The following is a 22814-nucleotide window of genomic DNA, read 5'->3' on the forward strand; positions in this document are numbered from 1 at the left end:
TACAATTCGTCATCATCAACGTATTACCTGGAGTCCGCCATGCCGGCCATCAGCCTGCGTTTACCCGACGATGTCGAAGCCAATCTCAAAGCCGAAGCCCAACTGGAAGGCAAAAGCCAATCGGAAATCGCCCGCTTGGCGATCACCGAATACCTGGCCCGCCGCGAGCGCGAGCGGTTTATGGCGGAAATGGTGGAAGCGGCACGCGCCTTGGCCAACGATCCGCAAGCCAGGGCGGAAGCGCTGCAAATTGCCGCAGATTTCGACGCGGCGGACGATGGCCTGGACCGTTTGATTGCCGAAGAGCGCGCCGCCGGTATCGACCCCGACGAAAAATGGTGGGAATGATGAGGCGCGGCGAAGTGTGGACCGCCAATCTGAATCCCGACAAGGGCGCCGAAATCGGCAAGATCAGGCCGGTGCTGGTGTTGCAGGACAACGCGATGATTACCGGCGGCCTGCCCACGATTGTGGTGGTGCCGTTGACCAGCCAGTTTCGGCCAAGCTTGGCGCCGCTACGGATACCGATTGCACCGCAAGGCCGGCTGAAAGCCGCCAGTTACGTCATGGCCGAACAACTTCGAGCCATCGACCGTTCCCGCTTCGGCGAAGGCCCGCTCGCCACCGTCACCCCCGAGGAACTGGCGGCGGTGGAGAAGAGTTTGCGGGGGCTTATGGGGTTGTGGTGAGCTTTTATCCATCTGTATCTACTGGAGCAAACAAGCCCAAACCAAAATGACAGCCAAAGCCCAATGCCAGCGGGCCGGTAAGTGGTTCGGCGAACGTCAGTTGCCAGAACGAGCCTCGGGTATCCGGCTGCACTAGGCCTCTTTTGCTTCTAAAGCGGTGAAAGTCGATCGGGCGTAGCTCGCGGCCGTGCGGCTTGATGGTCGGGATGGGCAGAATTTCTATCGGTTCCGGTAATTTGCGCTCCCGACATTCCCGCCGAATCTGTGCCGGTACGTCAAAGTCTTTTTTGCAATGCCACGGATGTAGATACGGCGTTTGCGACTGCCAAACACTGGCGGTCCGGACGATAGGCGAGACGTTTTCGAAGTCGTTGCGCTGGCCGATATGCTCCAACATCAAGCGCCATTCCTGGCCGTCAAAGCCTTTGACCGTTTTTAACGTTCCCACGACCCGGCGTATGTCGTCGTCGATACCGGCCGGGACGTGAATCAGCACATGATCGAGCAATCCGTCCGGATTGGCTTGCGGCAAGTAAACTTCGCCCACAACGATACCGCCAAAATTATATGGATGAGGCTGGATAAATTTAAAGGGAGTTAATCTCGAAATCTGCCGTTCAAATTTCAAAATTTTTTAGCAATTGACAGACAAGATCGGCCACTTTGCGACATTCAAAAATTGAATTGTATTGCGGCGATAGCACCTAAAGCGGTCTTTTAATTAATGATTATCCCGACAGGGATAACACACTTTTCACATGATAAGCCTCGTCGCACCATTTTTTTACCATATAAATTAAACATCAAGAAAGTTATCCGGTGCGTTCCCTACCTGGAGCTTCTAAATGCCTGGAAAATCTCGTTCAATTACCCGCAAAAGTCCCCATTGCCCGATTTTTTTGATACGGTGTCTGGCTTTTTGCAGGTAATAATCCGGCGTTTGAGAATATAGATTTGGGTTAGTGCTCCGATAAGCCTCGCCGCATTGTCTGCGCAGTTGCGCGGCAAATAAATCTAATTCCGCATCGCGCAGGTGATAGCCGGTTTCTTGAGTTATGTTTATGGCTTCTTCGTAGTGGTTTAAAGCGGTATCAACATCTTGTATGGCAAGGCTGTAACGTCCGTGTATTAATAAATAATCTACTTGATATAGTTTCATGCCGCAGCGTTCTATGACTTCCCACGCGCTGTTTAAATCGGTCGCTGCGTTTTTGAGTTGGTTTTGGGTAAGATAGAAGTCGGCACGCGAGCAATAAAACTCAGGCATGAAAATAATCAATTTTGTTTTTTGTATAGTTTCTATAGCTAAATCGAATTCTGCACTAGATTTTTGGGATTTTTGCAATGCTTGGTAAGTTTTGGCAAGAATAAGGTGAAAAATAGCAATATCATTTGAATCACTATTTTGTTTCGCAATTTTTAATCCAAATATCCCTCTTTCCAATATTTTCTTTAGAGCGACTGGATCTGACGCTGTATCTAACAAATAGGAACAATAGTCTTTTCCGCCTAGTGAAGTTGTCCACGGATAGTCATCAAATTCTTCTCGCCACAAACGCTCTGTTTTTTCAAAATAATGTTGTGCTTGATGCAAATTGCCTGAACGGTGCAACACTGTTGCTAAACGTCCGAAACTACCTAGTTTTCTAGCTGTATCGTTTGCGCGGTTAGAAAAATCTATGGCCAATCGTACCGAATTTTTAGCATCACTGAGCTTTCCTAAGGACAATAATAGGTCTGTATAATTTTCAGAAGAATTAGCTGCCATTCCCCAATCTTCTAATTCGTTATGTAAGTTTATATCTAATTGTCGCAACTTAGCAGATTCTTCAAATCGCCCTAAACACATAAAACAAAACGAAGCAATTGAAAATAGTCCTGCTTGCACATTTTTAGGCATATCATTGTCATAGGGCTGTAACCAGTCTGGTGAAAAAAAGGCAGATAATCCTATTAAATCTTGGCTATATGCTCCTAGTTTTTTCGAGCTATAATATTCACCACCACGCCAAATACGTTCTAAAAAGATTTTTTGTACGACGTTGCCATATTCTCCCGCCAAACATCCATGCACTACCGCCCGATATAAAGGCAACATTTCTTCCAGCGTATCAGGAAATTCTTTTTCAGGCAGTTTTTGATAAAAATCAAACAAAACAAAATGTGCCTGTTTAAAACTTTCAGGAGTGTCGCTTTTAAATTTCTCAATAAAATAGGCACGAATAATCGGATGCGTATCCCATTCCATATGCCCAAAACAGCCTTTTTTACCCAATAACACACCGTTGTTTTCCAATCGCTGTTCCAGCCTTTTCCATCCGGCATCGGTCAAAGCGCGTAACGGCGCGGCGTGGTCGGCTTTCGCAAGCAATTCCCTTTTTTCATCTGCATTCATCGGACGGTCGCATAAACCCAACAACTGCAAAAAACAACGCGAGGCGGCGTCCTGCAAACTGTCGTAATAATCCAAGACCCGCAGCGCATGTCGGCTGTCTTTTTCCGCATCACTATATCCATGCGCCGAAGTCAACGGCGGCAATTCCTTAGCATAACGCGGGTCGCCTGCATGATGCTCCAACAACAAATGCCCCATTAACACCAAACTCAAGGCATGACCGTTTAACTCTTGGCTAATTGCCTGCCGTTCGGTTTCATTACCCTGAACGCCTAATTTGGCTAACAGTTTCGCGCCGTCGCAATGCGGCAACGTCGCTAACGGCAAACTCAAAAAATGTTCATCCTGCCACTTTTTCAATTCCACCAACGGCTGACGCGATGACAACAACACAAAACTCTGCCCCGCTGCCCGCCGAAATTGCAGAATAAACTCCTTTAGCGCGCTGTCTTGCAATTCGCCATTCATGCTGGGTAGATTTTCGGCATATTGCAATGGCTCTAAACCATCGAGTATCAGCAAACACGGCTGTTTTTGACATTCCCGCGCCAACAACCGCGCCTTTTCAATATCATCTTTTGGAATCTCGTTAATGCCTAAAAACGGCAACACCGCACTAAAAAACGGCTGCGAGTTGGTAAAAGTATTATGCGAACCTTGCGAATAAAACGACCAGCCAAACACTCGGGTTTTGCCGTAATAATGGTGTTCAGCGATGTGTTGTAACCATTCATCGGTTAAAGCGGATTTACCAATGCCGCCCGCCGCGACAATAATTGCCAAGCGGGTTTTGCCGTCTGTAAATCGTTTGGTTAGATCGGCGAGCTCTTTTGTGCGGCCGATTAAGGCTGTGGTGGGTTGAGGCAAATGATGGATATTGACTATAACTTCTATGTCTCTCTGCTCTTGTTCAGAATAATAAACAACAACTTGAGTATAGATATCACCGCCCGCCTGGACATTTTGCATTGAAACAGCCGCACCAAAAGATGCCTCCATCAGCGCGGCATCTATTTTTTTCCCGAGGCTTCAACTTTTACTCTGCTGATTTCAATATCGCCGCTGAACTCACTGCCTTTTGCATGAACTCCTGCGGCTTGCTTGCCACTGACTATAATCTCCTGCAAACGCACATTAGCGGCTTTTACATTTTCCAGCTTAATACCAATTGCTTGCGCCACTTGCGGTGGCTGTTCTGCAATTGCATTCAATAACGCTTGCGCTTGTTGCAATAACTCATTATCTTCTGCCGCCTTCGCTTCTACCAGGTCCTCGCGCAAAGAGGCTTGTTTAGCTTCGGATTCGGGCTTTTTCTCCACCGCCTCCAGTGAGACACCGCCGTATTTACGCTGAATAATCGTTTTGAGTCCATTGTAAAGATCGCCGATTACTTTTTCAGTCGTAGGCTTTGCCGAGGCAACGGCCCCGGAAATAATTGCGGCCATAATTGCGCTTAAAGCATCCATTGTTTGTACCTATTTGAGTCAATTTGATTCTATGTGTAATGTAATTGTTTATAGCCTGTCAATTAGCGTTGAAATTTTTCCACTTTTAGCGAAAAAAGTTCATTTTTTTTCATGTAAATCTCAAGCAACTGTTTTTTAAAATAATGTTATGAATTTACCAGTACGCTGAATACTGGAAAGTGCTAGACGCCGTTTCACACATAGTGATTTAAGATCTACGATGATTTACATCCACATAGAACAAATCAGATCGATTAAGGAAGCCCGAAGTCCTTTAGATTTTTAGTTAGTGAATTCGAATGATCGAAATACAACCTTCAACCGACACATAATGTTACGAATAAACTGACTGGTTTGGGTCGTTACCGACAGTTTTTTCATGAAGAATTTAAACATCTTGGATGTCGGCTTTCAAGATAGCCATGGTTAAGTGCGCATGTCGTATTCGCTTTGCAGGTTTAGCCAGAACCGTGGTTCCATGCCGAAAAACAAACCCAGCCTGAGGGCGGTATCGGCAGTGATCGGGCGTTTGCCATTGACCAATTCGCTGATTCGACTGGGGGGAACGTCAATATCCGGGGCGAGCTGACGGGCGGAGATGCCCATCGGCTTCATAAAATCCTCCAGCAAGATTTCGCCAGGGTGTATTTCATCAAGTAGTTCAATCATGTTTTACCTAGTGATAGTCCACAATTTCGACCTAGTAGGCACCATCTTCTCGCCATGCAAAGCGAATCCGCCATTGTTCGTTGATACGGATGCTGTATTGCCCACTGCGATCGCTTTTTAAAGATTCGAGCCGGTTTCCGGGTGGAATGCGTAAGCTGGCCAAGTCGGTAGCGGCATGCAGCTGCAAAAGCTTGCGCCGAGCGACGCGCTCAATGTTTTTAAATTGCAGTACCAACTCGCTATTGAAAAGCGCTTGGGTATCGGAGCAAGCAAACGAATGAATCATAGCCGTTGTTGTGCGAACAGGGCCTGGACCAAGGTCAGAAACAAGTCGTCGTTGCGGCTGCGGTAGGCCTGGCTGAGGATTTTGATGCGGCCCAGTTGCGGGGTTTTGATGCCCGGCGAGTGGTCCAGCAGTTTCTCCAGGTGGCTGCGGAGTTGGCCGATTTCGTTGCGGAGCAAGCCCGGCGCCAGATTGCCCAGCAGATGCTGGCAGGCGACCAGGGCTTGCAGTTCCTCGGCGCTGAGCCAGATGCCGGGCAATTCGAACGGGTGGCGCGGGTCGTCGCGGTCGTAGTAATAGCCGATGCCGCGTTCGCAGAGCAGCGGCGCGTTCAAGCGATCGCGCAGTTCGTCTACCAGGCGGTGGCGGGTGGCTTTCGAGCAAGCCAGTAGTCTTTCTATTTCCGGCCCCGAAATCGGCGTGCGCCGGTTTTTCAGTAGGTTGTGGAGTTTGATGAGTTTGTCGAGGTGTTGCATCTGAGCGTCTTCCCTGAGCGAGTGAAAGTTCTAGCGTCTTAACTGTCGGGGAAAATTAGCCGATTCCGGGTTGTTTTGCCAGTAGCGGACGCTTGGGCCGGCGGCGCCGGTCGATTTTCGCCTGGTCCGGTCCGCCGGCCCCGTTGCACTGTGGGAGGGATGCAATTTAATTTACCTGCCGCGCGGCAATATCTTACAATTCGCCAGCCCTTGGCTCTGACAATAACTATTTTTAGGAGGATGGTATGTTCAAATTTCGCCTGCTGGTTTCCGCGCTTGCGCTGACCGGTTCTATGTCTGTAATGGCGGCCGAGCCGCTGCCGAGTGTGGCCCCGGCTCCCGCCGACAACCCGACCACGCTGGAAAAAGTCACGTTGGGAAAAATGCTATACCACGATCCGCGGTTGTCCTCCACCGGCACCGTATCCTGCGCCTCTTGCCATAACACGATGCTGGGCGGCGAAGACAACCGGCCGGTGGCAATGGGTGTCAACGGCCAAACCGGCGGCCGTAGCGCGCCGACCGTCTGGAACTCCGCCTTCAATAAAGTCCAGTTCTGGGACGGCCGCGCCGACAGTCTGGAGGCCCAAGCTGCCGGCCCGGTGACCAATCCGATCGAGATGGGGATGAAGAGCTGGGACGACGTGGTCGCCCGTCTGAAAACCATCGAAGGTTATCAACATGCGTTCGAAAAGGCCTTCGGTAAGGATTCTATTTCCAAAGAAAACGCTACCAAAGCCATCGCGGCTTACGAAAGAACTTTGATTACGCCGAACAGCCCGTACGACAAGTATCTCGGCGGCGATAAAGACGCGATGACCAAGCAGCAAATCCGCGGTATGGAAAAAGCCGTCGAAGTCGGTTGCACCAGCTGCCATAGCGGCCCGGCGTTCAACGGTCCCGGTATGTTCCAGAAATTCCCGGTCAACTCCAACGGCTATTTCGAGGCGCAATACCACTTCCAAAAAGACAAAGGCTTGGCGGAAGTGACCAAAAAAGACAGCGACGAGCACCTGTGGAAAGTGCCGACCTTGCGCAACGTGGCTCTGACCGCGCCGTATTTCCATAACGGTTCGGTGAAAACCCTGGATAGAGCGGTCTGGTTGATGGCTAAATTGCAATTGAACAAAGAGTTGTCCGACGGCGACGTCGCCGACATCGTTGCGTTCCTGAACGCGTTGACCGGCGAATTCCCGACTCAAACCATGCCGCAATTGCCGGGCACTCCGGGTTCTACCTTTAACTAAGCACCGGGCGTTTTCCGGTTCTAACGAAGGGGCCGTGAGGCCCCTTTTTCGTGGCTGACGTATTGGCAACGAGTCGAAGATTGGTTTGGTACTGCGCTGCGGAGCGTGTCTAAAAAGCGTTTGATATGTGTGGTATTAGTCCGGTTCTTCGGCCATACTTTAGGCCATGGCGGAAATCGATAAATCCGATAAAAACAATTAAATAAATTCGTATTTAAGTCCATGTCAGTCAACAAGAAAATTCAATTATCGGCGCGGGTGGGGGAGTATGCGATTCCACCCTTGAAAGACATGTTGGTTTTGGGGAACCAATCGCCGATCGGCTGCATCGCCATGCGGCGGGCCATCGAGCTGCTGGTTAAAACCCCTTTCGAACATATCGAGCTGCAAGACGAGGTGATCTCCGATATTTTGGTGCGTCAGCACATTTTGCGGCGGGTGTCGCGGGAAGGCTTGATCGAATTTGTGCTCGGCCAATTAAAGCCCATGATGGGTCCGGACGAGGTCTTGCACGCCGAATTGGATGTCAGCATTTTCCTGTCGCAAGGCGACTGAAAGACCGATGCAACGCTTACTGGTGCGCGATTGTTTGTGCGACCCGATCGTCCGGGTGTTGGAAGAGGGGCGGCCGGCCTATTCTCTGGCTAACCAGCCCCTGTATGCGGTATTTCGCGATTCCACCGCAACCGGTATGTTTTGCGGTCTGGTGACGCCGCAAGATATCGTGCAACACCCGAGCTGGATTTTTGCCGACCTTACCGAGCACCGCGAGTGTTTTAGCGTCGCCCCGGACGTCGAAGTGAGCAGTGCCCTGGAGCTTCTAAGTGAGCAGGGATTGGAAGCGTTGCCGGTGTTGGACGGCCCGCGCTTTATCGGCGCGGTCAGTCGGCAGAGCATTCTGGAAACCCTGTTGAAACGTGAGCGCTGGTTGTTAGCGCAATCGCGCCGATTGAACAAATCCCTGGAAACCGAGCGAAACCGGATTCGTTCCTGGTCTGCCAAACTGGCCCGGCTTCACGAAGCCTCGCGTAGTTTGTTAACCGTGTTGAAGCACACCTCGGTCCAAAACGAACTGTTCGAAACCGGAATCGAGGCGTTGACCAGACTGTTGGAAGCGCGTTATGGCGCGGTCGGCATCCTGGACGACGCCGGAAAACTCAGCCACTTCGTCTATACCGGTGTCGATGCCGAACAGGCGCAGCGCATCGGCCAATTTCCGCAAGGCAATGGCCTGTTAGGCGTCGTGATTCAAGACAACGTGTCGTTGCGGCTGGCAGAGATGTCCACCCATGCTAGCAGCAGCGGTTTCCCCGAACATCATCCGCCGATGAAATCCCTACTGGCCGTGCCGATCTCGCACCAGGGACGTGTTTACGGCCGGATTTACCTGTGCGACAAAGAAAACGGCGAGCCGTTTACAGCCAGCGACGAGGAGCTGGCTTTGAGTTTTGCCTATTCGCTGTCGTTGATTCTGGACAACGCCCGCGAAATCGAGGAAGTCAAACAAGCCCGCAAAAGCTTGAATTACATGGCGCATTTCGACGCCTTGACCGGATTGCCGAACCGTACCCTGTTGAAAGACCGCTTCGAACAGGCTATTTCTCACGCTCAACGCAGTGGAGACAAGGTCGGTGTCCTGTTTTTGGATCTGGACAATTTCAAAGTCATTAACGACACCATCGGCCACACGGCGGGGGACGGCTTGCTAAGGGTGGTGGCGTCGCGGATCAGCCAGTGTCTGCGCGACGGCGATACCGCTGCTCGCCTCGGCGGCGACGAGTTTATCGTCATGTTGCCGGATTTGTCGGATGTGCAGGATGCGGCCAAAGTGGCCGCGAAAATTCTGGAGTCGTTGCACGCATCGTTCGATATCGACCGCCACGAAGTCTTCGTCAGTTTCAGTATCGGGATTAGCGTGTATCCGGACGATTCCGACGAGATGGAAGGCCTGCTCGCCAACGCCGACAGTGCAATGTATTACGCCAAAAAGCTGGGTAAAAACAATTACCAGTTTTTCACCCCGGAAATGAACCGGACCGCGCAGAACTACATGAAATTGGAAAAGTATTTGCGGCGGGCCATGGAGCAGGGCGAGCTCGAGCTCTATTACCAGCCGCAGCTTGACGTCGCCAGCGGTAAAGTGATCTGTATGGAAGCGTTGATCCGCTGGTTCAGCGCCGAATTGGGGCCGGTGCCGCCGGGCGATTTCATTCCGTTCGCAGAGGAATCCGGCTTGATTGTGCCGATAGGTGCCTGGGTGCTGAAAACGGCTTGCGCCCAAGCCAAGGCCTGGGAGCGGGAGGGTTTGCCGGTTCGTGTCGCGGTCAATTTGTCCAGCCGCCAGTTCCATCAGGTGCAAACCGCGCAACACCCGCGACACCCCTTGCTCGATGCCGTGCTGGACGCGTTGGATGCCAGCGGTTTGTCGCCGGCTTTGCTCGAACTGGAGATTACCGAGGGTATTTTGATGCGGCAACTCGATTCGACCATGCAAATCCTGAATATCCTGAAAGATATCGGGGTCAGGATTTCGATCGACGATTTCGGCACCGGTTATTCGTCGCTGAGTTACTTGAAGCGGTTTCCGATCGATGTGTTGAAAATCGACAAATCCTTCGTCAACGATATTACCGAGGACCCCAACGACAAGGCGATCGTGTCGGCGATTACCGTGATGGCGCAACAGCTCAAGTTGGAGGTAGTCGCGGAGGGGGTGGAGAGCACCGCACAGATGAGTTATCTGCGCGAACTGCGTTGCAACTATGTGCAGGGCTACTTTTTCAGCAAACCGCTGGCAACCGGCAAGGTCTTGCCGTTCTTACGCCAGTGCGCCGCGGCCACGGATTAAGCCCGACGTTGCTCTCAGGCTTCGAACCCGGTTTCGAAGCAATTGCGGCCGGATTCGTCGCCGTAAATCAGCGATAAAGTCTCCGGATCGGGAGCCGGCGTCGACACCGCGGAATAGGCCACCAGCAGCGGCGCGATATGCCTGGCCGATTTCGGGCTGGTATAGACCCAATAGCACGAGCCGTCGGCCGCCCAATGGCCGAACATCGCCATCCCCTGGGGGCCGTTGCGGGCTACGTAGGCCGCGCGAAATGCGCCCATTAACACGGCCAATTCGCCGGATTGGTAGTCTGGGCCCGACAGTCTGATGCGGTGCCAACTCTGAATGATTGCCGATGCCACGATTGTCTCCCGGTTGCTTTCAAGATTGGGCTGATTTTGTGCGGGTAGAGCCAACAAACGCCGGTTCGGGCGACGAGCCGACGCGTTAAGCTTCTGTGGTGACCCGCAGCACCTCTTCCAGCGTGGTAATGCCCTGCAGGGCCTTGCCGACGCCGTCTTCGTACATGGTTTGCATGCCTTCCTCGATCGCGGTTTGCTGGATGACGAAGGCTTCCTCGTGCTTCATGATTTGTTTGCGGATGGTGTCGGTCATCGTCAAAAATTCGATGATCGCCAGCCGGCCTTTGTAGCCGATGCCGTTGCAGGCCGGGCATCCCACCGGCTTGTAGAACAGGATCTCGCCGCTCGGTTGCCAGCGCCGCAACTGCATTTCCTCGATCACGGCATCCGCCGCGGGATGGGCTTGCTTGCAGTGCGGGCAAAGTCTTCTGACCAGGCGCTGGGCCAGAATACCGTTGATGGTCGAGCTGAGCAGATACTCTTCCAGGCCCATGTCCTGCAGCCGGGTAACGCCGGCTGCCGCGTCGTTGGTGTGCAGCGTGGACAATACCAAGTGGCCGGTCAGCGCCGATTGTACGGCGATCTTGGCGGTTTCCAGATCGCGCATCTCGCCGATCATGATCACGTCCGGGTCCTGACGGACGATGGAGCGCAACGCCGAGGCGAAGGTCAGGCCAATCTGCGGCTTGGCTTGAATCTGGTTGATGCCCTCCAGTTGGTACTCGACCGGGTCTTCGACCGTGATGATTTTGCGTTCCGGCGTGTTAAGGGTTTTCAGCGCGGCGTACAAGGAGGTGGATTTACCGCTACCGGTCGGGCCGGTGATCAATAAAATGCCGTGCGGTTGCGCCAGCACCTCCATGAAACGCTCGGCCTGCCGGCCGACAAAACCCAGGGTTTCGAAGTCCAGTACTGCGTTTTCCTTGTCCAGCAAACGGATTACCACGCTTTCGCCGTGCAAGGTCGGAATCGTCGATACCCGCAGGTCCAACTCCTTGCCGATCATCTGCAGTTTGATCCGGCCGTCCTGCGGTAGCCGGCGTTCGGCGATGTTGAGCTTGGCCATGATTTTGATCCGCGACAACACGGCGGCGGTGGAGGCGACCGGCGGCGAATCGATGTCTTGCAATACGCCGTCGATGCGCAGCCGCACTTTCAGGCTTTGTTCGAACGGCTCGATATGTACGTCGGAAGCCCGGCTTTCCACGGCTTTTTGCAGAATATAGTTGACCATCTTGATGATAGGCGCTTCGGAGGCCAGGTCTTTCAGATGTTCCAAATCCTCGCTGCCCTCCTGCTCGACGTCCAGGTTGTCGCGCAGTTTATCCATCTGCGATTTGCCTTCGCCGTATTGCAATTCCAGGGCGGCGTCGATTTCGGCGAGTTGGCCGATTTGCAAGGTCACGGTTTTGCCGGTCGCCAATTGCAGGGCTTGCACCACATAGTCGTCCACCGGGTCCATCACCGCGATTTCGATTTGCTGCTCGTCCGCTGTCAGGCCAACGGCATGGTGTTGCTTCAGAAATCGCTGGGAAATGTGGTCCGGCAGCGGCGACTGCGGCGGATAGTTTGCCGCCGCCGCGCGTTGGATGCCGGTGGCCGCCACAAAACTGTTGGCGATGTCGTTGTCCGAACACAAGCCGAGTTTGATCAGCAATTGCGGCAGCGAGTCGTCCGGTGCGGTTTTCTGCATGCGCCGGACTTTACCCAGATCGGTGTCCGACAGTTTGCCGTTACCCTTTAATTGGTTGATAAAGGTTGCATATTTTGCGGAGTTTTCCGCGGTGTCCATGTCCATCGGATGTACCGTCGAAAGTAGCTGAATTGGTCAAGCATTGTAGCGAGTTTCGCAGTATTCTGAAGGCCATTTCCAACAAGAGTCGGGCGCGAAGCCAACGGAGCGAAACGTATGAACGGAATTCGGGTATTAAGTCTGACGGTTTGCATATCGGCCGGTACCGCTTGCAGCGCCGATTGGGCCCAGCGCTTTGCCTACCACGCCGTCGAGAATGCCGGCCAATTGCAATGCCAAAAAGCCATGGCCAACGATTGCGAACGCCGGCCCGGCTACGACCAGTACCAAAAGGAGCGGCGCGAGTTGGACCGTTAGCGGCGGTGCCGATCAAATCTCGTTCAACAAGGCCAATTCCGCCGGATGCGGTTGCATGTAAAACGAGTTGTCGATGAAACTGTCCGGCTGACGCCGGAAATGGTGGCGCAGCAGCGTCAACGGTACGATCAGCGGCACCTGGCCGATGCGGTAGTTTTCGATGGTGTCGGACAATTCCTGTTTGTCGTCGCTGTCCAGCGCCCGTTTCAAATAACCCTGAATGTGTTGCAGCACGTTGACGTGGTTGCCGCGACTGGCGACGATTTTCAGGCAGGCCATCAATTCGGTGATGTATTCGGCGGCGATCGCCTCGATCCGGGCATCGGTGGCGCCGGCAACGATGCGGCCCAGATGGCGCGCCCGGTTCTGGTCGTGGCTCATCGCGATCAGTTTGTGCCGGCTGTGAAAGGTGATCAAGCCGTGGGCGCTGAGGCCTTCCTCGCAGAGCTGCCGCCAACGCTGATAAACAAAAACCCGTTGAATGAAGTTTTCCCGCAAACCCGGATCGCCGAGCCGGCCCTCTTCTTCGACCGGGAGGTTAGGGAAGGCGGATTGCAGATAGCCGGCAAAAATACCGGTGCCGTTGCGGGCCGGCACTTCGTGTTTGTAAACCTTGACCCGGGTCATGCCGCAACTGGGCGAATCTTTTTTCAGGATGTAACCGCACAGGCCGTCCAGCCAGTTGGCTTGGCGGGCGGCAGCGTCGCGCAAGCGGTCGGTGACATCGAAGCTGTGGTCCTTGACGCCGACGCAGCGAATCCCATCGGCTGTTTCCCGCAGTTGCACGCAGGGGCGGGGAATGCCGAGCCCGGCTTCCACCTCCGGACAAAACGGCTTGAACTCGAAATAGCGGCCCAGCGTGCGTTCGATATAGCTGTGGTATTTGTGGGCGCCGTCGTAACGGACTTCGTGGCCCAACAGGCAACTGCTGATGCCGACCGGAATATTGTGCATGGGAGTCCTTGGAATCAATGCCGGGGCGCGGCGAAAATCAGTTGGTCGGTGGCGAAACCCTGGCTGCGAGCCTGATCCAGCAGGCTGTCCAGGATCGGCTGCGCCAGATCGGGCGTGCGCGCCAGAATCCATAAATAGTCGCGGTCGGGGCCGGCGATCATTGCATATTGGTAAGCCGTCTTGTCCAGCGCGATGATGTTGTAGGCGCCGTAAAACGGTCCGAAAAACGATACTTTCAGCCGGCCCCGGTCCGGGCCGTCGATAAAGTAGGCCTTGCCTTCGGCGCTGCGGCGCTGGTTGGTTTCCGCATCGAACCCGCTGTTCAGCACTCTGACGCCTCCGTCCTCGCGCAGGCCATATTCGGCGCGGATCTCGCTCAGACCGCGTTCGAAGCGGTGGTCCAACCGGGCGATCTCGTGCCAGGTGCCCAGGTAGCGCGGCAATTCGAAACCTTCGACCACGGTCAAGCCTTCCGGTATGCCGGTGCAGCCGGTCGACAGTAGCAAAGTTAGTAACAGTATCGGAATCAATTGCATGGGCTCAGGCCTGTTGGTTGGAAAGTTGAGTTTGGTATTGGGCTTTGATGCGGCGGCTTTGCTCGGCATGATTTACCCGCGGCGGCGGATAATCGCCGGCCAGCGGCGCCTTTTCCCAGTTATGAATGGCTTTGGCCGAATAAGGTTGCAGTTCCGGCAGCCAGGTCTTGATGTAACGGCAGTCGGGATCGAACTTTTTCTGTTGCAGCCAGGGATTGAAAATCCGGAAATAGGGTTGGGCGTCGCAGCCGGTCGACGCCGCCCACTGCCAGTTGCCGTTGTTCACGCAAGGGTCGTAATCCAGCAAATGTTGGGCGAAGTAACGTTCGCCCCAGCGCCAGGACACATGCAGATCCTTGACCAGGAACGAGGCCACGACCATCCGTAGCCGGTTGTGCATCCAGCCGGTCTGGTTCAGCTCCCGCATCGCGGCGTCGACGATGGGAAATCCGGTTTGGCCGTTGGCCCAGGCCCAGAAATCGTCTTGGGCGTTGCGCCAGCGCAGGCCATCCAGGCGGAGGTCGAAGGCGTGGCCGAAGACGTGCGGAAAATGGTAGGCGATGTGGCTGAAAAAATCCCGCCAGTACAATTGGCGCAACAGCACATGGTCCGGTCCAAGGTGAACCTGGATGGCTTGATAGGCTTCGCGTACCGAGCAGCAGCCGAACTTCAGATACGGCGACAAATGGCTGGTGGCGTCGAGTTCCGGAAAGTCGCGGGTCTCGCTGTAATCGCGCCGTGCAGTCAATGCCGATAACTGTTGCTGCGCCGCGCGCCGGCCGCCGGCAAAGGCATTCTGTTGCGGCCGGCTCAAGGTTTGCAGCAGCTCGGATCTTTCCGTAGCGAGCGGCTCGCTGACCAGTCGGCCATTCGCCAGTCCGCTTGGTGCCGCCACCGGATTCTGGATAGCCTTTTTATAAAAGGCGGTAAACACCTGATAGGGCAAGCCTTTGTCGGTCAGCACATATTCCGGCTCGTTCAGCAACAGATCCGCGTGGCTATGAAAGTCCAGCCCCAGTTTTTGGCAGCATTGCTGAATCTCCTGATCGCGCTCGCGGGCGAAAGGGGTGTAATCGCGGTTGACGAACACGGCTTCGATGCGCAACTGCTGTTGCAGTTGTTCGACGACCGCTTCCGGTCGATCGCCGAATAGATAGAGGCGGCCGCGGTTTGCCAGACAGTCCGCTTGCAAATCGCTTAACGATTCCAGCATGAATTGCAGTGCCGGCCGGCTTTGGTAGGGATGGGCCTCGATCTGGCGCGGATCGAAAACGAAGCAGGTCAGCACCCGCTGCGAGCTTTTCAATGCCGCGTTCAAGGCGGTGTTGTCGGTCAGACGCAGGTCGCGGCGGAATATAAATAAGGAAGTTCGGTAACGCGGTGTGCTCATCGCGATCAGCAGTCGCCCCAATGGTTGGTCATCTGCAGGCAATTGAAGAAAATGTTGGGGTAATACTGGTAAATCACCCAGCGCAGCATCAAATCCAGAACCGCCGCAACGGTCAGCAAGCGGGCCAGCACCGCCCAATGGCGGGCGCCGGTTTTATCGGAGCAGCGCCAGACCGCACCGATCCAGTAAATCAAGGGTAGGGCCATGATGATATGCATCGTCACCCAGCTGGCGACGGTGAACTCGCCTTCCTGGATTCGATAATCGATCAGGAACAGCACGGCGTTGTACAAAACGAAAAACGGATAGAACGCGTCTTTCAAGCGCAGGTAACCCAACCAGCTCCATTGCAGGTAATAGTAAAGGCTGGGCGGTTCGCGCTCCTCCCATGCCTCTGCCGGTTCCGGCGTCAGGTAAAACACCAGCAGGCCGAGGCCGATCGCCACCAACAAGGCTTCGTACCATCTGATGAACGAGGTAAAGGCAAATAACGCGGACAGGCTGTCGATCAACATGGGATTACCGATCTTTTCGGGTCAGGAGTTATGCAAAATCGCGTCTAGCGCGGGCCGCAGCCGACTATACTGAAACTCGAAGCCTTGTGCCAACAGGCGTTCCGGTTTCACCCGCTGGCTGCCGAGCACCAAGGCAGCCATTTCGCCGAGCAACAATTTCAACAGTCCGGCCGGTAGCGGCAGTAACATCGGTCGGCCCAACACTTCTGCCAAGCTCAGGCTGAACTCGCGATTAGTGACCGGTTCCGGCGCCGTGGCGTTGTAGGCGCCGCTCATGGTCGGATCGGCGATCATCGCTTCGGCAGCGGCGAGCCAATCATCCAGGTGAATCCACGACATCCATTGCCGGCCGTCGCCCATGCTGCCGCCCAGGCCGAGTCGGAACGCCGGCAGCATGCGTTGTAACAAACCGCCGCCGCGGCCCAGCACCAGACCGGTACGGATCAGGCAGACCCTGCTGCCGTGATCCGCGGCGGCCAATGCCGCGGCCTCCCAGTCGGCACACAATTGTTGGGCGAAATCGGTTTTGGCCGGACTGGTCTCGCTGAGTACGCTATCGCCTTGGTCGCCGTAAATGCCGATCGCGGAGCCGTTGACCAACACCGGCGCTTTGCTGCCGGCGGCGATCCAGGCGACCAGCGCTCGAGTCAGTTCGATCCGGCTGTCGCGTAAAATCTGTTTGCGGGCTGCAGTCCAGTAACGGTCGAAAATACCGGCACCGGCCAGATTCACCACGGTGTCGAAGGCGCCGGCGTCGGGCAGATCGGCGAAGCGGGTGACCGCGCCGACAGTGCTGCCGAATTGTTGGCGAATCTTTGCCGCGTCGCGGCCAAATACGGTGACAGTGTATTGTTTGGCCAACAAGCGGCGGGTGAGGGCGCTGCCCAAGAAGCCGGTGCCACCGGTGATCAAAATCGAGGTCGAGGTCATGGCGATTTCTCCAAACTTATCGGCAACAGGCTGCTGGCTTAGTCGGCCCGGTCCGGGTTAGCGGCTTGAGGCTTGGCAGCTGCGGTTTGCCCGAAACGGCGGTTTTTCAGCCAAACCAAGCCGCGGAAGCCCATCAACATAGCCAGCACCAATAAATAGAACAGCGGTTCCGCCAAATTGCCCTTCAATTGCCAGAAGTAATGGACGATGGCCGCGGCCGCGGCCAGGTAAATGTAACGGTGCAGTTTCTTCCAGGTTTTGCCGAGCCGCTTCTTGGCGACTTTGGGCGAGGTAACCGCCAACAGGAATAGAATCAGGTAGGCCAACACGCCGAACCACAGATAACTGCTTTGCAGGATATCGATGCCGATCAGCGGCCAAACCCAGGCCTGGTCGGCACTTAAATAACCGAGCAGGTGCAAGGTGGCATAGAAAAACGCGGTCAGGCCGAACAGTTGGCGGTAGTCGGTCATCCCGCGCCAATTGGTCATGGTTTGCAGTGGAGTGATAGCCAGTGTGATGCATAAAAAGCGCAACGACCAGTCGCCTAGGTAAATATGCATCGCCTGAATCGGGTTCGAGCCCAAACGGTTCCAGCCGATTTCCAGCAACAGCCACAGGAGCGGTGCCGCGCAGCTGACCAGAGTGATCGGCCAGAGCCGGTTGATCAGGGCGTCCATCAGAAGAAATGCCCCAGGTCCATATCACTGTACAAGCCTGCCACCTGTTCGCCGTAACCGTTGAACAATTCGGTCCGCCGCCGTGGCGTGAAAAAGTCGGAGCCCAGCGGCCGCTCGCTGGCCTGACTCCAGCGCGGATGCGGCACTGCCGGATTGACGTTGGCGTAGAAGCCGTATTCTTCGGGCGCAAACCGGTTCCAGCTGGTTAGAGGTGGCCTCCGGCACAGTTCGATTCTGACGATTGCTTTGGCACTCTTGAAGCCGTATTTCCAGGGCACCACCAAACGCAAGGGGGCGCCGTTCTGTTTGGGCAAGGTTTCGCCATAGGCGCCGACCGCCAGGATGGTGAGCGGATGAACCGCTTCGTCGATGCGCAAGCCTTCTTCATAGGGCCAAGCCAACATGGCTTGTTGCCGCAGCCGCGGCATCGCTTCCGGCTGGCTGGCGCTGATGAATTTGACGAACTTGGCGGACGACAACGGTTGTGCCAGCTGTAACAAATCGCTTAGGGCAAAACCGACCCAAGGCACGACCATGGACCAGCCTTCCACGCAGCGGAAACGATACAGGTATTCGCGCAGTGGAAAGCGTTTCAGCAAATCCTCCACCCGGTAGCTGAGCGGATTTTCGACCTCGCCGCCGATCTCCACCGACCAAGGATCGATCCGCAATCGTTGAGCCAAACGGGTGCTGTCTTCTTTATTGAAGGCAAACTCGTAATAGTTGGTGTAATTCAGCATCAACTCGGCTGGGGTTGCTGTCAAACCGAGAGTTTGCGGACCGCCGGGCGGCAGAGCCGACCAGTTTCGCGGCCTTGCGTTGGCGGTGTCTGCGGCGGAAACGCCTACCGCAAGCGCGGCGATGGCCTTCATTAAGGTACGCCGTTGCCTGAATACTGCCGGATCGGTAATCTCGCTGCTCGGAATGGGTTGGCGGGTTTGAATCAACATAGTTGTGGCCGACAGTAGGAGGCGAGACTCGCGCTCAGACGTTACCGGACCTTATTTCTTACCTTTCGGAATCCAGCCGAGCAGTTGGCGGATTTTCCGTTCGGTAATGAAGGCCAGCGAAAATAACTGGATGAAGTTTTCGGCTTCGATCAGATCCAGGCCGATATTGGCCGGGACCATTTCTTTGCGGGTGCCGAACATCCGGTCCCACAGCGCCAGCACGATGCCGTAATTGCTGTCGTGTTCGCTGCGTAGGGTGGAGTGGTGAGTGCGGTGTAACGCCGGGGTGATGATGAATTGCGATAGCGCATCTTCGTTCGGCACGCGGATATTGGCGTGGTGGAAAAAGATGAAAAACAACTCGACGATTTCGATCGACAGCACCAAGTAGGCATCGACGCCGATCACCACCACGAACAGGCACTTATAGCCGATTTCCAGCAGTAAATCGAACACGTGAAACCGGAAGCCGGTCGACACGTTAAACGACTTGTCGCTGTGGTGAATCTTATGAAACCGCCATAAATATTCCGATTTGTGGCTGGCATAGTGCCAGGCGTAAATCGCCAGATCGAAACAGGCGAAAGCCAGCAGCCATTTCAGCGGTCCGTTGGGCATCGCACTCAATAAGCCGTGCCCAGCGAATTGCTGAGCGACCAGAAACAAAGACGAGGCTCGCAGAATCGCCAGAATCAGGTTGTTTACCAGGAAGGCCATGGTGTTGGTGACAATCGATTCCTTATACACCTTGGGTGGGAAATAGCGGTAAGGCCGTTTCTTTTCCAGCGCCAGCAAGAACAAAAAAGCCAGTATCGCCAAGCCGAACAGGCCTTGGTTGAATAACATGCCGTTTTCACTGCCGATTGCGTTCATGGCGTCACCGGTTGCTTGGAGTTAAGGGCGCGAGCTAGCGTTCAGTAGGTCGGTCAGACTTTTGATTTCGGTATCGGCATCGACCTGATGAGTAATGTCGTATTGCACGCCGAGGTAATAAATAACCCGTTGTTTACGGTCGAACAACGGCACGATTTTGAGCCGGTTATGAAACAAGCTGCCGTCCTTACGGTAATTGCGTAGCGTGACTTCGACCGCTTCGTGACGCTGCATCGCCTCCGCAATTTGGAAGCGCGCGTCTTGGTCGCGGTCCTTGCCTTGCAAAAACCGACAATTGTGGCCGATGATTTCGTCCTGGCTATACCCGGTCAAGCGTTCGAAGGCTTTGTTGGCATAAACGATCGGTGCGTCTTCTTGGTCTGGGTCGGCAAGCGTCACGCCATTCACGCATTCGTCAAGAATGGCCGACAACACTTGCGGAATCAGTCCGTTATCTTTTTCAACGACAAAAGCCATAAATACACTCCACTAAGCTTGGGCTGTTGGATTGGAATCGTACATAATCAGATTTTTGATCTGTTCTACGGTGTTTTCCGCGCCTTCTTCGATCGCGCAACGGATCAGTTTTTCGAAAGGCCGCATGAATATGTCCAGTTGCAGAAATTCGAACCGGAAGGTAAGGCGGGTCTGCGGCCGGTCGCCCTCCGGCTGTAGCAGGTAACTTTGTCGGTAAGGCTGGGTCAGGCCTTGCACGGCCAGCTTGGTCAGGGGTTGGTACTCGGCAATTTCGAATACCGATTCGACTTCTTCGCCGCTGTCGTGGCGAATCTGCCGGGCTTTGGCGCCGACAAAGACTTGTTCGCCGTCCAATGGCTCGAAATCCACCAAGTCTGCCGCCCATTTTGGGTAATTTTCAAAAAAGTCGTGGCCGACGAACTCGAATACCTCACTTAATGGTTGTTCTATCTCGATACTGGCCTCGGCGGCCACCGGTTTGTTGGCGTCGAACGGTAGTTTGATTTGCATTGCTGCTTCCCCCTGGTTGGCGGCGCTGAGAAACGCCAGGTGAGGCCGGACTTTCCTGTCCGGTCTGCTTATGATCGCGGCCGCGGATCGCGCAGCGCGGCGCATGCTCCGTAGAGTAAGTGCGATAAACCGGAGTAAACCAAAAGCTGGCGGTAGTTGTCGTCTACTTCGATCTGGTTGATTGAACAATAGAACTCAAGCGAGGCAATCAACAACAGAAAAAATATGCCTAATGCCGCCAACGCTTCCGGCCGGTTGTCCAGTTTGTAGAAACTATAGACCGCAACTTGCATCAAGCACAGATAAAACATCATCAGCCGCATGTTATTGGCCAATGGCCCGTACAAATCGCTGTTATCGGTAAAAAACAGTGGATTGCCGAGTATGGCGGCGATGCCGCCGATCAGTAGCGTAATCACGGCGGCATTGAAATTGACCTGCAACACCAGCTGCAAAAAATTTAAGGTTCTAACGGATGCTGTTTGGTTTTGCATATTGCTAACCTCTGAAAAAAATACCCTCCAGGAGTACAGCGTTTGGAGGGTACATAGAGGAGGACTGTTAAGAAGCGAGTGCGCTTCCTTGACTGATTTGGCCGTCGGCTTCGCTGGAGAGTTCCGGCTGGTCCGTCTCGGCTTCGAAAGTCATTTCAGGTTCAGGTTCCGGTTGCGGCGGTTCGATCATCCGGCCCTGCATCAGTTCGTCGATTTGGAATTTATCGATGGTTTCCCAATCCATCAGGGCTTGCGCCATGTTGTGCAGGATCTCGATGTTTTCCTTCAGGATGTTCTCAGCACGTTTGTAATTGCTGTCTATCACATGCCGGATTTCTTCGTCGATGGTTTGCGCCATTTTTTCCGACATCGGTTTGGCTTGCGGCCCCATGTACCCGCCCTCGCTATCGCCGTAGTCCATCGGACCCAACCGCTCGGACAAGCCCCATTTGGTCACCATATTGCGGGCTAGTTGGGTGGCGCGCATGATGTCGTTGGAGGCGCCGGTAGTCACTTTGTTTTTACCGTAGATCAGTTCTTCGGCAACCCGGCCGCCGAACAGACTGGCGATCTGGCTTTCCAGTTTGTCCTTGGAAGCGCTGTACTGATCGCGCTCCGGCAGGAACATGGTGATGCCCAGGGCGCCGCCGCGCGGCATGATGCTGACTTTGTAAACCGGGTCGTGCTCGGGTACATTGCGGCCGACGATCGCGTGGCCGGCTTCATGGTAAGCGGTCATCAACAAGTCTTCCTTGGACATGATCATCGTCCGTTTTTCGGCGCCCATGATCATTTTGTCGCGCGCTTTGTCCAGGTCGTTCATGGTCACGACTTTCTTATTATTGCGTGCCGCGAACAAGGCGCCTTCGTTGATCAGATTCGCCAGTTCAGCGCCGGAGAAACCCGGTGTGCCGCGCGCCAAATCGGTCAGATTCACGTCTTCGGATAGCGGTACCCGGTCGCCGTGGACTTTCAGAATTTGCTCGCGGCCTTTGATATCGGGCAAACCGACCTGGACCTGGCGGTCGAAGCGGCCCGGCCGTAACAGGGCTTTGTCGAGAATGTCCGAGCGGTTGGTCGCGGCGATGACGATGATGCCTTCGCTACCGCTGAAACCGTCCATTTCTACCAGCAACTGGTTCAAGGTTTGCTCGCGCTCCTCGTTACCGCCGCCCATGCCGGCGCCGCCGCGTTGGCGGCCAACCGCATCGATCTCGTCGATAAAGATGATGCAAGGGGCACGTTTTTTGGCTTCGGTGAACATGTCCCGCACCCGTGCCGCACCGACGCCGACGAACATTTCGACGAAATCGGAACCGGAGATCGAGAAGAAGGGGACGCCCGCTTCGCCGGCTATGGCTTTGGCCAGCAGCGTTTTACCGGTACCCGGAGGGCCAACCATCAACACGCCGCGCGGAATCTTGCCGCCCAGCGCTTCGTATTTGCCGGGATCGCGCAGGAAATCGACCATTTCTACCACGTCGTGCTTGGCTTCTTCGCAGCCGGCGACGTCTTTGAAGCGGATCTTGATCTGGTCCTCGGCCATCAATTTGGCCCGGCTTTTGCCGAACCCCATTTGGCCGTCGCGGCCGCCCATCGCTGCGGCCTGCTTGCGCATGAAGTAGACCAGCACGGCGATCAGCAACAGGGTCGGCGCCCAGGAAATAAAGATTTGCATCAGGGTGGACGGTTGTTGCGGTTTTTCCACCTTGATTTTCACCCCGTATTCCAGCAACTCGTCGATCATTCGCATGTCGTTCGGGTTGTAGGTGGAGAACCGGGTGCCGTTCGGACGGCGGCCGTCGACGTAATTGCCGTCGATCACCACTTCCTCTACCGCTTTGTTGCGGACGTCTTCGATAAAGTCGGAATACGAAATTTCGTAGTGCGGATCGTATTGCGGCATGCCGCGGTTGAAAATGGCCGAGATGATCAAACCGACCGCAGCGAAAATCGTCAGAATAATGAAATACTTTTTCAT

Annotated in this window: 26 protein-coding genes; 6 read left to right on the top strand and 20 right to left on the bottom strand. The window is 54.6% G+C overall.

Annotated features, from left to right (window positions below; all coding sequences use genetic code 11):
• The first annotated feature begins 39 nt into the window (after positions 1-39).
• Both C2U68_RS11445 and C2U68_RS11450 read left to right on the top strand, forming a co-directional pair.
• On the top strand, positions 40-348 hold the full coding sequence (locus C2U68_RS11445; RefSeq protein WP_140912618.1) for a ribbon-helix-helix protein, CopG family: 309 nt from the start codon (positions 40-42) through the stop codon (positions 346-348).
• On the top strand, positions 345-689 hold the full coding sequence (locus tag C2U68_RS11450) for a type II toxin-antitoxin system PemK/MazF family toxin (protein ID WP_222101901.1): 345 nt from the start codon (positions 345-347) through the stop codon (positions 687-689). The genes C2U68_RS11445 and C2U68_RS11450 overlap by 4 nt, the downstream gene beginning before the upstream one ends.
• A gap of 4 nt (positions 690-693) precedes the next feature.
• Here C2U68_RS11450 and csb2 read toward each other — a convergent pair whose 3' ends face one another.
• The 6 genes from csb2 to C2U68_RS11480 all read right to left on the bottom strand — a co-directional run bounded on the left by csb2 (position 694) and on the right by C2U68_RS11480 (position 5978).
• On the bottom strand, positions 694-1236 hold the full coding sequence (csb2, locus tag C2U68_RS11455; RefSeq protein ID WP_186289586.1) for a type I-U CRISPR-associated protein Csb2: 543 nt from the start codon (positions 1234-1236) through the stop codon (positions 694-696).
• Positions 1237-1530: 294 nt separating this feature from the next.
• Positions 1531-4083 (bottom strand): ATP-binding protein, encoded by a 2553-nt coding sequence (locus C2U68_RS11460; protein WP_140912621.1) that lies wholly within the window; start codon positions 4081-4083, stop codon positions 1531-1533.
• Positions 4084-4094: 11 nt separating this feature from the next.
• Positions 4095-4550 carry a hypothetical protein gene (locus tag C2U68_RS11465; protein ID WP_140912622.1) on the bottom strand — a complete coding sequence of 152 codons (456 nt, stop codon included), beginning with the start codon at positions 4548-4550 and terminating at the stop codon, positions 4095-4097.
• A gap of 426 nt (positions 4551-4976) precedes the next feature.
• Positions 4977-5219 (bottom strand): HigA family addiction module antitoxin, encoded by a 243-nt coding sequence (locus tag C2U68_RS11470; protein WP_140912623.1) that lies wholly within the window; start codon positions 5217-5219, stop codon positions 4977-4979.
• A gap of 31 nt (positions 5220-5250) precedes the next feature.
• Positions 5251-5505, bottom strand: coding sequence for a type II toxin-antitoxin system RelE/ParE family toxin (locus tag C2U68_RS11475; protein ID WP_140912624.1), 255 nt, complete (start codon positions 5503-5505; stop codon positions 5251-5253).
• Positions 5502-5978 carry a helix-turn-helix transcriptional regulator gene (locus tag C2U68_RS11480; RefSeq protein ID WP_140912625.1) on the bottom strand — a complete coding sequence of 159 codons (477 nt, stop codon included), beginning with the start codon at positions 5976-5978 and terminating at the stop codon, positions 5502-5504. Before C2U68_RS11480 ends, C2U68_RS11475 begins: the two co-directional genes overlap by 4 nt.
• 245 nt (positions 5979-6223) lie before the next feature.
• On the opposite strand from C2U68_RS11480, the gene C2U68_RS11485 reads away from it, so the two are divergent.
• The 3 genes from C2U68_RS11485 to C2U68_RS11495 all read left to right on the top strand — a co-directional run bounded on the left by C2U68_RS11485 (position 6224) and on the right by C2U68_RS11495 (position 10073).
• On the top strand, positions 6224-7225 hold the full coding sequence (locus C2U68_RS11485) for a cytochrome-c peroxidase (protein ID WP_140912626.1): 1002 nt from the start codon (positions 6224-6226) through the stop codon (positions 7223-7225).
• Positions 7226-7447: 222 nt separating this feature from the next.
• Entirely contained in the window at positions 7448-7780 is a 333-nt protein-coding gene (locus C2U68_RS11490; RefSeq protein ID WP_140912627.1) for a hypothetical protein, read from the top strand.
• Between the two features lie 7 nt (positions 7781-7787).
• A complete protein-coding gene (locus C2U68_RS11495) occupies positions 7788-10073 on the top strand; it encodes an EAL domain-containing protein (protein ID WP_140912628.1) in 2286 nt (761 codons plus the stop codon).
• A gap of 14 nt (positions 10074-10087) precedes the next feature.
• Here C2U68_RS11495 and C2U68_RS11500 read toward each other — a convergent pair whose 3' ends face one another.
• Positions 10088-10414 carry a hypothetical protein gene (locus tag C2U68_RS11500; RefSeq protein WP_260839322.1) on the bottom strand — a complete coding sequence of 109 codons (327 nt, stop codon included), beginning with the start codon at positions 10412-10414 and terminating at the stop codon, positions 10088-10090.
• 85 nt (positions 10415-10499) lie between these two features.
• Entirely contained in the window at positions 10500-12212 is a 1713-nt protein-coding gene (gene gspE / locus C2U68_RS11505) for a type II secretion system ATPase GspE (protein WP_140912629.1), read from the bottom strand.
• A 111-nt stretch (positions 12213-12323) separates the two neighbouring features.
• On the opposite strand from gspE, the gene C2U68_RS11510 reads away from it, so the two are divergent.
• The gene (locus C2U68_RS11510) at positions 12324-12524 is read left to right on the top strand and encodes a hypothetical protein (RefSeq protein WP_140912630.1); all 201 of its coding nucleotides are present in this window, start codon (positions 12324-12326) and stop codon (positions 12522-12524) included.
• A 12-nt stretch (positions 12525-12536) separates the two neighbouring features.
• On the opposite strand, the gene C2U68_RS11515 is transcribed toward C2U68_RS11510, so the two are convergent.
• From C2U68_RS11515 to ftsH, 12 genes are all read right to left on the bottom strand, one after another.
• Positions 12537-13478 carry a YbgA family protein gene (locus tag C2U68_RS11515; protein ID WP_140912631.1) on the bottom strand — a complete coding sequence of 314 codons (942 nt, stop codon included), beginning with the start codon at positions 13476-13478 and terminating at the stop codon, positions 12537-12539.
• A gap of 14 nt (positions 13479-13492) precedes the next feature.
• Positions 13493-14014, bottom strand: coding sequence for a lipocalin family protein (locus C2U68_RS11520; RefSeq protein ID WP_140912632.1), 522 nt, complete (start codon positions 14012-14014; stop codon positions 13493-13495).
• Between the two features lie 4 nt (positions 14015-14018).
• Positions 14019-15404 carry a cryptochrome/photolyase family protein gene (locus tag C2U68_RS11525; RefSeq protein ID WP_140912633.1) on the bottom strand — a complete coding sequence of 462 codons (1386 nt, stop codon included), beginning with the start codon at positions 15402-15404 and terminating at the stop codon, positions 14019-14021.
• A 5-nt stretch (positions 15405-15409) separates the two neighbouring features.
• On the bottom strand, positions 15410-15919 hold the full coding sequence (locus tag C2U68_RS11530) for a hypothetical protein (RefSeq protein WP_140912634.1): 510 nt from the start codon (positions 15917-15919) through the stop codon (positions 15410-15412).
• Between the two features lie 21 nt (positions 15920-15940).
• The gene (locus C2U68_RS11535) at positions 15941-16849 is read right to left on the bottom strand and encodes a TIGR01777 family oxidoreductase (RefSeq protein WP_140912635.1); all 909 of its coding nucleotides are present in this window, start codon (positions 16847-16849) and stop codon (positions 15941-15943) included.
• A 38-nt stretch (positions 16850-16887) separates the two neighbouring features.
• A complete protein-coding gene (locus C2U68_RS11540; RefSeq protein ID WP_140912636.1) occupies positions 16888-17529 on the bottom strand; it encodes a sulfite oxidase heme-binding subunit YedZ in 642 nt (213 codons plus the stop codon).
• Positions 17529-18476 (bottom strand): protein-methionine-sulfoxide reductase catalytic subunit MsrP, encoded by a 948-nt coding sequence (gene msrP / locus C2U68_RS11545; RefSeq protein WP_409563852.1) that lies wholly within the window; start codon positions 18474-18476, stop codon positions 17529-17531. The genes C2U68_RS11540 and msrP overlap by 1 nt, the downstream gene beginning before the upstream one ends.
• A 54-nt stretch (positions 18477-18530) precedes the next feature.
• Positions 18531-19352, bottom strand: coding sequence for a sterol desaturase family protein (locus tag C2U68_RS11550; protein WP_140912638.1), 822 nt, complete (start codon positions 19350-19352; stop codon positions 18531-18533).
• Positions 19353-19373: 21 nt separating this feature from the next.
• Positions 19374-19829 (bottom strand): PAS domain-containing protein, encoded by a 456-nt coding sequence (locus C2U68_RS11555; protein WP_140912639.1) that lies wholly within the window; start codon positions 19827-19829, stop codon positions 19374-19376.
• A 12-nt stretch (positions 19830-19841) separates the two neighbouring features.
• On the bottom strand, positions 19842-20339 hold the full coding sequence (locus tag C2U68_RS11560) for an SRPBCC family protein (protein WP_140912640.1): 498 nt from the start codon (positions 20337-20339) through the stop codon (positions 19842-19844).
• A gap of 68 nt (positions 20340-20407) precedes the next feature.
• Positions 20408-20833 (bottom strand): hypothetical protein, encoded by a 426-nt coding sequence (locus C2U68_RS11565; RefSeq protein WP_140912641.1) that lies wholly within the window; start codon positions 20831-20833, stop codon positions 20408-20410.
• 67 nt (positions 20834-20900) lie between these two features.
• Complete coding sequence (ftsH, locus tag C2U68_RS11570; RefSeq protein ID WP_140912642.1) at positions 20901-22814, bottom strand: ATP-dependent zinc metalloprotease FtsH; 1914 nt, start codon at positions 22812-22814, stop codon at positions 20901-20903.

The sequence above is a fragment of the Methylomonas koyamae genome (assembly GCF_006483455.1).
GTDB classification, from domain to species: domain Bacteria; phylum Pseudomonadota; class Gammaproteobacteria; order Methylococcales; family Methylomonadaceae; genus Methylomonas; species Methylomonas koyamae_B.

What these genes read in the sequence shown, in the direction of transcription:
- C2U68_RS11445 (WP_140912618.1), top strand. Translation starts at nt 40, where the DNA reads ATGCCGGCCATCAGCCTGCGTTTACCCGACGATGTCGAAGCCAATCTC.
- C2U68_RS11450 (WP_222101901.1), top strand. Translation starts at nt 345, where the DNA reads ATGATGAGGCGCGGCGAAGTGTGGACCGCCAATCTGAATCCCGACAAG.
- C2U68_RS11460 (WP_140912621.1), bottom strand. Translation starts at nt 4,083, where the DNA reads ATGGAGGCATCTTTTGGTGCGGCTGTTTCAATGCAAAATGTCCAGGCG.
- C2U68_RS11465 (WP_140912622.1), bottom strand. Translation starts at nt 4,550, where the DNA reads ATGGATGCTTTAAGCGCAATTATGGCCGCAATTATTTCCGGGGCCGTT.
- C2U68_RS11470 (WP_140912623.1), bottom strand. Translation starts at nt 5,219, where the DNA reads ATGATTGAACTACTTGATGAAATACACCCTGGCGAAATCTTGCTGGAG.
- C2U68_RS11475 (WP_140912624.1), bottom strand. Translation starts at nt 5,505, where the DNA reads ATGATTCATTCGTTTGCTTGCTCCGATACCCAAGCGCTTTTCAATAGC.
- C2U68_RS11480 (WP_140912625.1), bottom strand. Translation starts at nt 5,978, where the DNA reads ATGCAACACCTCGACAAACTCATCAAACTCCACAACCTACTGAAAAAC.
- C2U68_RS11485 (WP_140912626.1), top strand. Translation starts at nt 6,224, where the DNA reads ATGTTCAAATTTCGCCTGCTGGTTTCCGCGCTTGCGCTGACCGGTTCT.
- C2U68_RS11490 (WP_140912627.1), top strand. Translation starts at nt 7,448, where the DNA reads ATGTCAGTCAACAAGAAAATTCAATTATCGGCGCGGGTGGGGGAGTAT.
- C2U68_RS11495 (WP_140912628.1), top strand. Translation starts at nt 7,788, where the DNA reads ATGCAACGCTTACTGGTGCGCGATTGTTTGTGCGACCCGATCGTCCGG.
- gspE (WP_140912629.1), bottom strand. Translation starts at nt 12,212, where the DNA reads ATGGACATGGACACCGCGGAAAACTCCGCAAAATATGCAACCTTTATC.
- C2U68_RS11510 (WP_140912630.1), top strand. Translation starts at nt 12,324, where the DNA reads ATGAACGGAATTCGGGTATTAAGTCTGACGGTTTGCATATCGGCCGGT.
- C2U68_RS11515 (WP_140912631.1), bottom strand. Translation starts at nt 13,478, where the DNA reads ATGCACAATATTCCGGTCGGCATCAGCAGTTGCCTGTTGGGCCACGAA.
- C2U68_RS11520 (WP_140912632.1), bottom strand. Translation starts at nt 14,014, where the DNA reads ATGCAATTGATTCCGATACTGTTACTAACTTTGCTACTGTCGACCGGC.
- C2U68_RS11525 (WP_140912633.1), bottom strand. Translation starts at nt 15,404, where the DNA reads ATGAGCACACCGCGTTACCGAACTTCCTTATTTATATTCCGCCGCGAC.
- C2U68_RS11530 (WP_140912634.1), bottom strand. Translation starts at nt 15,919, where the DNA reads ATGTTGATCGACAGCCTGTCCGCGTTATTTGCCTTTACCTCGTTCATC.
- C2U68_RS11535 (WP_140912635.1), bottom strand. Translation starts at nt 16,849, where the DNA reads ATGACCTCGACCTCGATTTTGATCACCGGTGGCACCGGCTTCTTGGGC.
- C2U68_RS11540 (WP_140912636.1), bottom strand. Translation starts at nt 17,529, where the DNA reads ATGGACGCCCTGATCAACCGGCTCTGGCCGATCACTCTGGTCAGCTGC.
- C2U68_RS11550 (WP_140912638.1), bottom strand. Translation starts at nt 19,352, where the DNA reads ATGAACGCAATCGGCAGTGAAAACGGCATGTTATTCAACCAAGGCCTG.
- C2U68_RS11555 (WP_140912639.1), bottom strand. Translation starts at nt 19,829, where the DNA reads ATGGCTTTTGTCGTTGAAAAAGATAACGGACTGATTCCGCAAGTGTTG.
- C2U68_RS11560 (WP_140912640.1), bottom strand. Translation starts at nt 20,339, where the DNA reads ATGCAAATCAAACTACCGTTCGACGCCAACAAACCGGTGGCCGCCGAG.
- C2U68_RS11565 (WP_140912641.1), bottom strand. Translation starts at nt 20,833, where the DNA reads ATGCAAAACCAAACAGCATCCGTTAGAACCTTAAATTTTTTGCAGCTG.
- ftsH (WP_140912642.1), bottom strand. Translation starts at nt 22,814, where the DNA reads ATGAAAAAGTATTTCATTATTCTGACGATTTTCGCTGCGGTCGGTTTG.